Origin of the sequence: Nitratifractor salsuginis DSM 16511 (assembly GCF_000186245.1) — a bacterium.
GTDB classification, from domain to species: domain Bacteria; phylum Campylobacterota; class Campylobacteria; order Campylobacterales; family Sulfurovaceae; genus Nitratifractor; species Nitratifractor salsuginis.
In genome coordinates this window covers 1114408-1127445 of sequence record NC_014935.1, presented here as the reverse complement: position 1 = coordinate 1127445, position 13038 = coordinate 1114408, and the positions used below count along the sequence as shown (strand labels likewise).

11 protein-coding genes are annotated in these 13038 nt (G+C 50.5%); 8 read left to right on the top strand and 3 right to left on the bottom strand.

Annotation, left to right across the window (positions count from 1 at the left end; genetic code table 11):
- Window positions 1-3: 3 nt before the first annotated feature.
- On the bottom strand, window positions 4-507 hold the full coding sequence (locus NITSA_RS05675; protein WP_013554060.1) for a SixA phosphatase family protein: 504 nt from the start codon (window positions 505-507) through the stop codon (window positions 4-6).
- 123 nt (window positions 508-630) lie between these two features.
- On the opposite strand from NITSA_RS05675, the gene NITSA_RS05670 reads away from it, so the two are divergent.
- The 5 genes from NITSA_RS05670 (at window position 631) to NITSA_RS05650 (ending at window position 8558) form a co-directional block, all read left to right on the top strand.
- Window positions 631-1863, top strand: a complete 1233-nt coding sequence (locus NITSA_RS05670; protein ID WP_013554059.1) for a glutamate-5-semialdehyde dehydrogenase — start codon at window positions 631-633, stop codon at window positions 1861-1863.
- The gene (locus NITSA_RS05665; RefSeq protein ID WP_013554058.1) at window positions 1863-2480 is read left to right on the top strand and encodes an ABC transporter ATP-binding protein; all 618 of its coding nucleotides are present in this window, start codon (window positions 1863-1865) and stop codon (window positions 2478-2480) included. Before NITSA_RS05670 ends, NITSA_RS05665 begins: the two co-directional genes overlap by 1 nt.
- A complete protein-coding gene (locus tag NITSA_RS05660) occupies window positions 2477-4282 on the top strand; it encodes an autotransporter assembly complex protein TamA (protein ID WP_013554057.1) in 1806 nt (601 codons plus the stop codon). Before NITSA_RS05665 ends, NITSA_RS05660 begins: the two co-directional genes overlap by 4 nt.
- On the top strand, window positions 4279-8220 hold the full coding sequence (locus tag NITSA_RS05655; protein WP_013554056.1) for a translocation/assembly module TamB domain-containing protein: 3942 nt from the start codon (window positions 4279-4281) through the stop codon (window positions 8218-8220). The genes NITSA_RS05660 and NITSA_RS05655 overlap by 4 nt, the downstream gene beginning before the upstream one ends.
- A 65-nt stretch (window positions 8221-8285) precedes the next feature.
- A complete protein-coding gene (locus NITSA_RS05650) occupies window positions 8286-8558 on the top strand; it encodes a hypothetical protein (RefSeq protein WP_013554055.1) in 273 nt (90 codons plus the stop codon).
- Window positions 8559-8561: 3 nt separating this feature from the next.
- Here NITSA_RS05650 and rnz read toward each other — a convergent pair whose 3' ends face one another.
- Window positions 8562-9482: a ribonuclease Z gene (rnz, locus tag NITSA_RS05645; RefSeq protein WP_013554054.1), complete on the bottom strand. Its 921-nt coding sequence runs from the start codon at window positions 9480-9482 to the stop codon at window positions 8562-8564.
- A 126-nt stretch (window positions 9483-9608) separates the two neighbouring features.
- On the bottom strand, window positions 9609-10766 hold the full coding sequence (locus NITSA_RS05640) for a hypothetical protein (protein ID WP_013554053.1): 1158 nt from the start codon (window positions 10764-10766) through the stop codon (window positions 9609-9611).
- 525 nt (window positions 10767-11291) lie between these two features.
- On the opposite strand from NITSA_RS05640, the gene hemH reads away from it, so the two are divergent.
- The 3 genes from hemH to NITSA_RS05625 are packed head-to-tail and all read left to right on the top strand — an operon-like array spanning window position 11292 to window position 13006.
- Window positions 11292-12230, top strand: coding sequence for a ferrochelatase (gene hemH / locus NITSA_RS05635; protein ID WP_042203784.1), 939 nt, complete (start codon window positions 11292-11294; stop codon window positions 12228-12230).
- Window positions 12214-12615 carry a VanZ family protein gene (locus NITSA_RS05630; RefSeq protein WP_013554051.1) on the top strand — a complete coding sequence of 134 codons (402 nt, stop codon included), beginning with the start codon at window positions 12214-12216 and terminating at the stop codon, window positions 12613-12615. The genes hemH and NITSA_RS05630 overlap by 17 nt, the downstream gene beginning before the upstream one ends.
- A gap of 1 nt (window position 12616) precedes the next feature.
- On the top strand, window positions 12617-13006 hold the full coding sequence (locus tag NITSA_RS05625; RefSeq protein ID WP_013554050.1) for a DUF6858 family protein: 390 nt from the start codon (window positions 12617-12619) through the stop codon (window positions 13004-13006).
- Window positions 13007-13038 lie beyond the last annotated feature (32 nt).

The following is a 13038-nucleotide window of genomic DNA, read 5'->3' as shown; positions in this document are numbered from 1 at the left end:
GCCTCAACTCTTCTCCCACTCCCGGGGAATGAGGTGAAGAAGCACTTTCGCCTTACCCGGAGCGATCTCCCTCCAAGAATCCCCATCGATCTCGAGAACGACGACCGCAGCGGTCGGTAGCCACGAGAACGCGTCCTCACCACTCAGCATCACCGCCAATTCACTGATGCCGGGATTGTGGGCGACGACCATCAGTGTTTGGATCTTGTCCTCCGTTTTTTCGATTTCTCGGAGAATCTCCCGGGCATCGGCCGCATAGAGTGCCGGGTCGAGCTGAAGGTCGATTTTCTCTTTATCCAGGGCTTTTAAAACCCGTTTGGCGGTGGCTCGGGCCCTTTTGGCGTCGCTGCTGAGGATCAAGTCCGGAATGATCCCTTTTTCGGCGAGGGTCTTTCCGATCATCTTCGCCGCCCGTTTGCCCCGTTTGTTGAGTGGGCGTTCTTGATCGGGCAATGGCTCTTTCCAGCTCGATTTTGCGTGGCGCATCAGGATCAACTTTTTGCTCATCAAGCCTCCTCTGTTTTCATCTCTTTTCACTCATATTTTTTCTATAAAAGCTTTCACATAAATATAGCGCAAAGATAGGATAAAATATTAGAAAAAATCGAGCGCATTATCAGAGGAGTGAAGATGGAAGGTTTTTTGCAAAAAGCGAAAGCGAGCAGCGCGGTCATCGCGACACTGGATGGAGCGACCAAAAGTAGAGTTCTGCGAAAGATGGCTGACGCTTTGGAAGAGGAGATGGAGAGCATTTTGCAGGCCAATGCCAAGGATATGGCAGCGGCTGAAGAAAATGAGCTGAGCAGCGCTCTGAAGGATCGCCTCTTTCTCGACGAGAAACGGGTGGAGGCGATGGCCCGTTCCCTGCGGGAGATCGCCGCACTTAGAGAGCCGGTAGGGCGAGTCCTGGAAGGGTGGCGCAACGACGCCAACCTGCGGATCGAAAAGGTCTCCGTCCCCATCGGAGTGGTCGGGGTGATCTACGAATCCCGCCCCAACGTCACCGCCGACGTGGGGGCGCTCTGTTTCAAAAGCGGCAACGTCGCCATCCTCAAAGGGGGCAAGGAAGCCGAACACTCCAACCGGGCGATTGCGGAAGTGCTTCAGGGGGTGTTGGAGGCGGAGGGGCTGCCGAGGGAAATCATCTCCCTGCTTCCCGACAGCAGCCGTGAGGGGGTGGCCTATCTCATCAGGCAGGACCGCTATGTGGACCTGATCGTCCCGAGAGGCGGGGAGACACTCATCCGCTACGTCTCCGAAAACGCCACCGTCCCCGTGGTCAAGCACGACAAGGGGCTTTGCCATACCTACGTCCACCGGGCCGCCGATCAGGAGATGGCGCTCAAGATCGCCCTCAACGCCAAGTGCGACCGCCCCGGGGTCTGTAACGCGATGGAGACGCTGCTGGTCGATCGGGCCATCGCCCGGGATTTCCTCCCCAAAGCTTACGAAGCCTTCCGCGCGGCGGGAACGGAACTGCGGGCCGACGAGGAGGCGTGCGGGATCATCGACGCGGCGCTGGCGGCCGAAGAGGATTGGGATACCGAGTATCTGGCCAATATCCTGGCGGTGAAGGTGGTGGAGAACATCGACGAAGCCATCACCCATATCCGCCGTCACGGTTCGGGCCACTCCGAAGCGATCATCACCGAGGATTACCGTGCGGCGGAGAAATTCCTCGACGAAGTGGACGCCGCCTGCGTCTATGTCAACGCTTCGACCCGCTTTACCGACGGCGGGGCCTTCGGCTTCGGTGCGGAAGTAGGGATCTCCACCAACAAACTCCACGCCCGCGGCCCGATGGGGATCAACGAGCTGACCACTTACAAATACAAAATCTACGGTGAGGGGCAGACGCGCTAGTGCGAAAGGAAGAGGAGACCGTATTGCGGATCGAAGGGCTGAGTTTCGCCTATCCCGACAGCAGGCAGATCTATGACGGATTTTCCCTGGAGCTGAGACGGGGAGAGTGTCTCGGGATCGTCGGTCCCAGCGGCAGTGGAAAATCCACCCTCTTCGAGCTGATCGCCGGAAACCTCAAACCCCAAAAGGGCCGCATCGAGCACGGGCGGCTCGGCTGGATCTTCCAGGACCCCTACAGCTCCTTCCACCCCTCCTATCCCATCGACCGCCAGATCGACGAGGTGGCGACCCTGCCGGAAGATCCCAGGCAGGTGGCGGCGCTGGGCCTGGATAGAGATCTCTTGGGCAAATATCCCCACGAACTCTCCGGAGGACAACTCCAGCGCTGCAGCATCCTCAGAGCGCTGCGGATGGATCCGGATCTCCTGCTTTGCGACGAGCCCACCAGCGCCCTGGACAACATTACCCAGCTGGAGACGATGAAACTTTTGATCAAACTGTTGGACAGGGTAGGGATCCTGCTGATTACCCACGATATGGACCTGGCCCGCTGGGCCTGCGACCGGATCATCGACCTGAGCCTTTTGCAAGAAAGCTCCGAAAGGCTTGGCGTATGACGCTCGCTCGCCTTTTTCTTTTTATCCTGGCGTTGACGCTCCTCTCGGGGACACTCGAAGCTGCCCCTGACCCCTCCGAGTCCAATAGCTCCGTCAAAGAGGAGAAAACGGTCCGCAAGGTTCCCGTCGAAGTCAAAGGGCTCAAAGAGCTCGATCCCGACGAACTGCTCAAAGTCATCGGAGCGGAGGTCAATCCCTGGTATATCTTCTGGGGGGACCATACCCCCAAAATCCCGGAAAAGCTCATCCCCGCTATTCCCGATACGTTGCGGGGATGGCTCGACAGCCAGGGGTATTACGATGCCACATTCGAAATCAAAAAGAGTCCCGACAAACTGATAATCATCGTTCACGAGGGCAAACCGGTCGTCGTCAAGGATATTAATGTCAGCAGCGACTTCCCCATCGAAGACTACATCACTTTTCACAAAGGCGATCCTTTCAAAACGAAGCAGTTTGTTGATATCAAAAGCAAGATAAAGACTGCTTTGCTCAAAGAAGGGTATTGCAGTTACGACCTCGATACCAAAGCCTATGTGGATCTGGACCGACGGAGCGTAGACCTGGTCTATCGATTGAACAAAGGGGATCTCTGCCATTTCGGGAATACGACGATCAAAGAGAAGCCCGAGGGGCTTCGGGATGCGGTGATTCTCTCTCGGATGCGCTACCGCCCCGGCGATCTCTTCACCACCGAACGGGTCAATGAGAGCTACGCCGCGCTCAATCAGCTGGGGATCTTTGGCCAAACGGTGATCAATACCGATATCAAATACTTCAACGAAGTGCGCCCCGAAGTCTATGCCCGCTTGAAACAGAAGATGCAACGCTACACCGTTTCGGTCGGTTACGACACCGTCGACGGTTTTCGGGCCCGGGCGACGTATGACCATTTCAACTTTATGGGCGACGGGAGAAAAGTGGGGGTCGTGGCGCAATATTCCGCCGAAAAGAGTGAACTGACGGTCAACTTCTTCCAGCCGGCTCTTTTTCAAGTGTGGGACCGCTATATCGATCTCTATGCCGACGGCGGTTATCGGAAAGAGGCCTACGATTTTTACGACGAACAGATGCTCTATCTGGATACGAAACTGGGCTATGACGATGGAGAGTGGTCGTATGATCTGGGGCTGCGCTATGAATTTTTGCGTATCTCGGAAACAGAAACTCCCGATCGATCGGAAGAGAAGGATTTCTATCCGGGAGATTTCAATCTGTTCTATGGATATATGCATCTGAACTACGATCGCAGGGATTCCAAAACCGATCCCCGCAACGGCTATTATCTCTCGGGATATCTGGAGTATGGATACAGTATGGGTGACGAAGAGAATACTCCCTACTACAAAGCCATTCTGGAGGGGCATTACATCAAGAGTTTCGGCCTGTTGACCCTTGCCGGGGTGGGGAAGGCCGGAGTGATCGAAGATACGGGGACCCTGCTGCCCGCTTCGAAATATTTTTATGCCGGCGGAGAGTACAGCAACCGCGCCTACGGAGAGCGCGACATCGGATTGACCGTAAGCCCCACCCGCGACCGCGGCCTTGGCGGCCGGACCTGGCTCAATTTCACCGCCGAAGCCCAATACCCCATCTGGGGTGACCTCTACGGCGGGATCTTCTACGATGCGACCTTGATCGCCGAAGACCCCTACAGTATCACCGGGGCCTCCTGGATCCAGACCGCCGGAGCAGGGATCCGCTATATGACGCCCGTCGGGCCCCTGAAGCTCGATTTCGGGGCCAATATTCACGACCCGGGGATCAATCGTATTTCCATTATGATAGGACAGTCCTTTTGAAAAAGTTTCTCATCGGTACAGCTCTGGTTATCTTTCTCCTCTTTACGGCGCTCTACCTGACGGTAAACTCTCCCTATGTCATCGACAAACTCGCCGGAAAATATTTGCCCCGATACCATATCGACTATGAGAAGATCAGAGGAAACCCGCTGAAGGGGATCGAGATCGACAATCCCAGCTACCGCGGGAAAAGATTGGCCAGCCGGATCAAAGTCCGCATCAATCCCTATACACTGCTGAAAAAAACGCTCACCCTCTCACAGCTGCAGGTTTTGGATGTCAATGTCTCCGCCTTGGAGGAGATGATCAAAGAGTTCACGGCTCCTTCCGAGGGTCAGAGTGAAGAAGAGACGGAATCAAGCGGTTTTTCCCTCCCGCTGAATATCGAACTCGAGGATATCCGACTGACACTCCTGCCCTTCGATCGGTACGGGATCCACGTCTCAAAAGAGGAGCTCAGTATCGATTCGATCTACTACGACGGCGAACGCTTCAATGTGGGCACGCTCAATCAGCTCGCCGAGACCTCGATCGGCCAGGTGGCGTTCGAAGGCACTTACCACAAACGCTTTCTCGATGTGCGCTATCTGAACGTCGACGGATTGGATATGACGCGGCTGGAACATCTCATCGCCTATCTGGGATCGCAAGAACCCACAGCGGCCTCATCGACGAAAAAAGTGGAGCCGTCAAGTGAAAACAATGTGACGGCCGCTCCGGCATCCGAAGATATCTTCCTCCCCAAACGGATCCACGCCGGAAAGGTTCGGCTATCGATGCGCCCCTATGACGTAATGAAGGGGGTCCATCTCCAAAAGACAGCTGTCGAAGGGCAGGGCTTGGATGTGGACCTGGAGCATCTGCGTATCCGCGAAGGGGCGATGCGAGCCGAGTTGCAAAGCAATCTGGCTCAGATCCGACTGAAACTCCACGCCAAAAAAGGGCGCCTCATCCTGGATAACGGAACCGTCTCCGATCTGGATGCCAACGGAATGATCGCTTTGGCCGGATCGAAGGAGACAGAGAAGAACGCTACAGCCACAGCCAGGCCGGCTCCTGAAACTCATCCCACCCCGGCGAAAAAAACGGCTTTGGATTCGCTCCCCTTTGTCCCCCGCACGATCGAGATCAGGCAGTTGCAGCTCAAGCTCAAGCCTGAAGAGATCGAAGGGCTTTCGATCCGTTCCGCCACAGCGAAGATTGAGAATGCCAAATTGGACCTCCACGAGGAGAGGGCGCTGGCTAAGCTCCTGGAAGCGTCGATCGATACGCCGTTGGCTCATACGGCTCTGAAGGCATCGCTGGAGCCCAAGCTTGTGCATATCGAGAATTTTGCCTTGAGCGATGTGGATCTTGAGCGGATCAGGCAATGGCTCAAACGGTTTCAAAAGCCGAAAGCTTCAGCAGCGACGCAAAAGGTATCCGACAATGCCCCTATCTCCCCGAAAGAGAAGGGGGCAGTCAGCAAAGGGTTGAAACTCCCCTTCCTCCCTTCGACACTGCTCGTCGATCAAGCATCGGTCGAGACAAAACCCTTTCATCTGGAGCCCTTGCAGACACGGCGCTCCCGGATCGAGCTGGAGCAGATGTACGTCGACTTGACACAGTTGCTGGCCAAGAGTGGAAAGCTCCACGCCCGGATCGAATCCAACCTGGCAGATATGGAGCTTACGGGCGTCATAAAGGAGAACCGGCTTCTTTTAAACCCTCCCGGAAAAAACCGTATTCTCCTTGCCAAATCGCTCTTCTCGACTTACCGGCTCCCGCTCCGTGCGGAGGCCTTTAGCCCGATTGTTCTTAGCGGAACGGCCGATGCCGAGAATGTCATCCTGCAAGCCTCTTTCCACGCCGAAAAGATCTTGGCGGATCGCAACAGCAGCTTCAACGTGGATATCAATCGTTCAGTAACACAGTTTCATTTCAATCTCGCCAAAGGGCGCTTCTCGGTCTCGAACGATGCGAATCTCTCGACCCCCTATGCGCCTCTGAAACTCCACGCCGAACTCAAACCTGGCACCAGGGGAGCCTTGGGCTATCGGGGATACCTCGAAACCCCGGGAGTCGAATTGGGCGATCCCAAGATCCAAAAGTTGCTCGGGGCGCCGCGGATCGATTTTGCGGGGGATCTCCACTCCGTCCTGGCGAAGCTCGATGCCGGGGCATTGCAGGGCTCTTTTGTCAGCCGAGACTTCAAAAAGGGGCTCTTGAAGCTCGAGAGTAAAGCCCCCATCCGCTTGGCCCGTTATATCAAGCTGCCTCCGAAGCTGCAGGGTGCGCAACTCTCTCTCGATCTTCGCACGCCGGTCGATTTTGCCAAGCCGCTCCCGCTGGATACGGCGATCAAACTCCATTCCAATGTCGCAAATCTCGATGCCCACCTTCTCTACGACGGCAATGTCACCTTGAGCGCACTTACCCGCTTCCCGAAAGATTCTCTGCTCAAAAAAGCCCTGCCCAACCTGAATCTCTCCGCCCTCGATCCCCTCAAGCTCAAGGGAAAAATGGACAAAAGGGTCATCAAACTCTCCCTGGCGAGCAAAGCGATCAAAGCCGATGTGGAGTACGATACTGCGGCAGAAAAAATTGCGGGGCTCATCGATTTGGCGGGAAGCAAGATCAAAGTGGCAGGAAACCCCAAAGAGACGATCACCGCCACGCTTCTAACCCCATCGGTCAAAACATTGACCAAAAAACTCACCGCTATCTACCGTGTGGAGATCCCCAAACTCGACGGTGACCTGAAGATGAAATTGAAGATCGAGAAACTCTCCAAAGCAAGCCTCGAACTCAAATCCAAACAGTTCGTGCCCGATGACAATGCCCGGATCAAAGCGCCGATCAAAAATATCGATATCGTGCTCGGTGCCGACGTGAAAAACAAAACGCTCATCATCAAGAAATACTCTCTTGAAACGGCGGGAATGAAGATCTTCGCCACCAAACCGAGCCGTATCCGAATGGCAAAAGATCGTATTGTAATCGACGCCTTCTGGGTGAACGATTCACTGAAGGTGACCGGGGCCTACGATCTCAAAAAGAAAGAGGGTGAGATCGTTGCGAAAGCGGCCCGTTTCAAAGTGATTCACGAAAATGCGAAATTCGATGCCGCCATCGACATCAAAACGAAGATCAACGGAGATAAGATCGATACGAAGGGCACCGTGACGATCCTGGGCGGAAACGTGATGTACGATTTGCAGGCGAAACATTACGCGACGGATGAAGATATCATCATCGTTCAGCACCAGAAAAAAAACGAAGAGAGTTTCTTCAGGAAAAATGTGCAGATCACCTTGTTTATCAAGACCAAAAAGCCGCTCTTTTTCAAGCAGAAAGATGTCTTTGTGGAGATTCGCCCTCAATTGAGCGTCATCAAACCATACAACGGGGATTTGCAGCTTCTCGGGTCTGTAAAACTGGCGAAAAACGGCTACTATATTTTTGAAGGGAAAAAATTCGTTCTCGAAGAGAGCAGCGTCAATTTCACCGGCAAACCGACCCAGCCGCTTCTGGATATCAACCTTGTCTATCGTCGCTACAGCAAAACGATCTATATCCGAGTCAACGGCGTGGCTACCGAACCGAATATCAACTTCTCCAGCGACCCCTATATGACGCAAAGCCAGATCCTCTCTTTTATCCTTTTCGATACGGAGGATACGGGCAACAATGCCGAAGATATGATGTCGATGGTCGGCGGAGGAATCGCCAAGTCGATTCTCGGAAATATCGGTCTGAAAGTCGATACACTCATCGTGACAACCGCGGGATTCGAAGTGGGCAAAAAGATCACCAAACGCATCACCATTCTCTACGATCAACGTTCACTGGAACCCAAGGTTATCGTGCGGATCAAACATTCGGAACATACCCAAACAGACATCAGTATCGGAAGTGAATCGCAGAGTGTGGATATTATTTACAAAAGGGAGTTTTAGCGATTAAGAAAGGTTCACTTTTTTTGTGCTAAGATTCATAAAAATTTTATAAGAAAGGTTATGTAATGTCACTACTGGAAAAAGCGAAAAAAGCGGTAAAAGAACAAAAGAAAGAGACACTTTCCCCTATGGAACAACTCCTGAGAGATCCCGAGGTGAAAAAGACCGCCCGCTATCTGGTCAAACATATGTCGATGACCGAAGCGCGCAACAAACTCAACGAAATTCTGGAAGAGGAGGGTAAACTCCCCGTTCGCAAGAATGGAAAAGTGGCCAAAATCACCTACATCCGTTTCAAAGAGCTTCTGCCCAAACCCCGCAAGAAAAAAGAGGCCTGATCCTCAAAGCTCTATCTGCATCAGATCGGATGCCAGGTAGAGCGTTCCCTTATAACACTCCCTTATCTCTTTTTCGATCTCATCCATTCTATGAGCCGTATCATATCGCGCACTGAAATGTGTCGCCGCCAGGGCTTTCATTTTCATCTTTTTCGCGGCACAACCCAATTGCAGAGCCGTCGTGTGTTTGAATTTCCGCGGCAGACGGTCGAAGTCTTTCTGGGTATAGGTGGCTTCGTGGATCAGCAGATCGGCGCCCGAATAGGGGCTGAAGCGCTCGGGCCGGTCATTGTCCCCGCCGATGAGGATGCGCCGTCCCGGCCGGGGAAGGGAGAGGACCTCTACTGGCTCTATGATCCTTCCGTTTGGCAGGAGCACCGGTTCGCCCGCCTTCAGGCGGCCCAGCATCGGCCCCTCAGGGATACCCAGTTCCGCGGCTTTGTCCCGGTCGAGCTTTCCGGGCCGATCTTTTTCGATAAAGGCGTAGCCGTAACAGGTGATGGAGTGGGACATCGGCACCGGCTCGATCCGATAGGAGCCGAATTCGAGCCGCTCGGTGCCGTTTAGCTCCCTAGTCTTCACCTCGAAGGGCAGATGCAGCTGGGAAAGTCGCATCACGCTCTCGAGCATCTCTTTGAGCCCCGGCGGACCGTAGATCTCCAGAGGTGTTTCACACATCAACATCCCCCGACTCGCCAGCAGCCCAAAAAGCCCATAGACGTGATCCCCGTGGAGATGGGTGATGAAGATCCGCTCCAGGCGAAAGAGACTGAGTGTACTCTTCATAATCTGATGCTGCGTCGCCTCTCCGCAATCGAAAAGAAGCCATCCGCCGCTCTGCTCCGGCCGTAGCGCCAGGCCCGAGACATTTCTGTGGCGGGTGGGAACGCCTGCGGAGGTGCCCAGGAAGGTGAGTTCGATCATTGTTGTCTCCTCATTTAACTGCATTATCTTGGATTTTAATTTAATAATAATTGTCTATTAATACTTCAAAAAAGAGTGTACCTTTATACAAATCTTCATTTTTTATAAAATGTAGTTTGAATGTATTTATCTTTTAAAAAACATTTTATCTTTATCAGGTTGAGGAGATATTGAAGTTATGCCATGTATCTTTGTTGGTGGGATTATAAATGGTTTAAGATAATGAACAGAACTACATATTGTGTAAAATAATCTATAAAAATCTAGATATATTTTTAACAAAAAATCAATATCTATCTTATCAACTGATTCCAAAAGATAATCTAAATTATCTTTAGTATCAATATGTGCACAAAGTTTATTTCTGATAATTCTAATTTCGTTTAAACTTTCTATATTATAGATGTCCAAAAATGAATTTAATATATTTTGAACATTTTCTAGTTGTGTATCTGTTTTATAATCATATTTTGTTTGCTTTAATAGTATAAAATTACTTAGCTTATTTGTTTGATATTTTAGATACATCCAAGGTCGAATTTGTTTGTCAATTATTTTATCTAGGCCAATGTATTTTGACCCTTCCCTTGTAATTAAGTTATCTATAAAATTTACAATATCAGTGATTAATATAATAAATATGAGCTCTTTATAAACTTTAGTCTGCAATACATAGTAAAGGGAAACTTCGAAATCTATCATTAAATGAATACTATTTAATGATAAAACCTTATCTTGTATTGGATGACAAGGTATTATTGAAACTGCATTGGTTCTAGTTATGGATAAAATATCATTTGAGAAATGAGGTTCTTTTTCTATATTTTTATTATTTACTAATTTTTTTATTCCTCTAATGTCATTTGAAGATAATTTCAAATTTTCGGTTAATATGTCTTGAAAAGCACATTCGTGTTTCAATAAGTTATAAATTTCCAAAACATTAATGTAAAAATTATCAATTTTAGTTTTTGTTATTCTTGACCAAGCATCGGCTCTATTTATGAATTCTAAATCTTGAAAATGTGCACTGAATTTATGTCTTTGAATTTTTAGTTTATCTTCGAATTCATAAGACAATGAGTTTAATTTATTTTTTAATATTATTTTTAAATTATAATCAGTAATAAAGGCATTATTATACTGCCTTGTCAAAGTAATAAAATCATATAATCTGATAATTATCTGTCTTGATAAGACTCTTGAAAAAAAATCAGAATTAATTTTTTCTAATAGAATTTTAGTCATTTTAATTTGAGAAACACAATAATAAATTTTTTTCAATTTCCATTCTCCTTATTAATGTAAAAAATTATTAATTAATGTAAAAAACTTTGTATCATATTCTTTCAACGTCTCCAAACGGTACGATTTTTAAAATGTCTTACTGCTCCTCCCAACCAATATTGCAAATCATCATATATCAAATATATTAACTAGATTTCCCCAGAAATACCTTATATTATGATGTCATTCTATTTATGATGTCATTCTATTGGTTCTAAGACATTATCCGTGTATTTTGTACGTATAATGGGCGATACTTTAAGAGCTTAACTAAATACTCTATTGTGGAAAATGACTTATTTCAGCTATAAGAGAAGAGATAGTGTCTTTTTGGAGAGACTAAGACAATAGTCCTTCTTTTGGTTATTGTTATAGACGGATAGCTGAAGGGTAATAGGGAGATTTTGTAGAGACAGTGCTACGAGACATGCACCGCCATCCCCGTATCGATAGAGAAAGTCCAAAGAACAGTTTTCCCGAATATGCTACCATTCCCCAAAACAAGACAAGGTCATAATGAGAATGAAACGCGCCGTGCTGCTGCTCAATATGGGAGGCCCCAACAACATAGAAGAGGTGGAGCTCTTCTTGCGGAATATGTTTGCCGACAAAAATATCCTGCCGATGAATCCCTGGATGCGGCGGATGATCGGGAATATGATCGTCCGCAAGCGGCTGGCCGAGGCGCAGGAGAATTATCGTCAGCTGGGGGGCAAATCTCCGCTAACGGAGATCACCCTCTCTTTGGAGGCCAAGGTAGAGGAGGGGACGGGGATGCCGGTGCGTCCCGCGATGCGCTATGTGCCACCTTTTGCTGACGAAGCGCTGCGGGAATTTCAGGCGGAGGGTGTCGAGGAGCTGATCCTCTTTCCGATGTATCCCCAATATTCCACCACCACGACCAAATCTTCGCTCGAAGATGTGCAGGAGCGCTGCGAAGCGATGGGCTATGAGCCCAAAATCCGCCTCATCGAGCCTTATTATGACGACTACGACTATGTGGCGATCCAGGCAGAGATGATCCGCCAGGCCGCCAAAGGGATTGATACCAGTGAATATGACCTGATCCTCTCGGCCCACGGCTTGCCGATGAGTATCATCAAAGCGGGTGACCCCTATGAGAAACAGATAGAAGCCAATGTCTCGGCCCTCAAAATTTATCTGAGGGAGCAGGGGATTATATTTAAAAATATAAGACTGGCCTACCAATCCAAAGTGGGCAATGCCGCCTGGCTGGAGCCCAATCTGGCCGATCTCCTGCGCAAGCCGGACAATCTCAAGGTCCTGATCTTTCCCCTGGCCTTTACCGTCGACAACAGTGAAACCCTCTTCGAGCTGGACCGGGAGCACCGGGAGATCGCCGAGAAGATCGGCTACGAGGATTACCGGGTCGCCCGCTGCCCCAACGATACCGATGCCTTCGCCCGATTTATCGGAGAGAAGATTGCGGCCTCTGCCTAGACCGCTCTCCTGGAAGCGGCTTTTCTGGCTTGCTTTGGCGATCATCGCCTTCCTGGCGCTGATGCCCTGGACCCAGGAACTCCCCAAGCCTTTCCGGTGGTCCGACAAACTCAACCACTTCGCCGCCTTTGTAGTCCTGGCCTGGCTGCTGATGGCTGCCTATCGGCCGGGTTGGCTGAGGAGCTGGGGGCTGCTGGTCGCTTACGGGGCGGGGATCGAAGGCATCCAGTACTTCCTCCCCTGGCGCAGCGCCGAATGGGCCGATCTGGGGGTGGATGCCCTGGCGGCGATGACGGGTTTGATCCTCTATCCCTTTTTTGTTTGGACGGTAAATAAAATTCTGAGTATAATGCCGCCCTATAAAATCGATAACGAAGGACAATAAGATGAAAAGTATGACCATCAAAGACACCTATCCCATCCAGGCGGCCGAGATCGGCAAAGATGAAGCGAAATTCTCCAACACCGACGAGATCATCGCTTACCTCAAAGAGGCGATCGAAGCCCACCCCGTCGCTACCTATATCGCTACGTTCGACCACTACACCCACACCAAAAACCTCCCCGATCACAAAATGGACGAGAAGATCAAAGATGTCAAACTGATCGTCTTCTGCTTCGGCAAAGAGCTTCCCATCCCCCAGATGGCGGCTGTCCGCCCCCGCAGTATCGCCGTCGTCGAAGAGGATGACAAGTTCACCGTCAGCTTTATGGACGCTCCCAATCCCCAGGCTCACGAGACGATGATCGCCTGGGTCCAGGGGATCCGCAAATAGTTCCGATAGTCATCGGAATCCGGTTTTTTGCT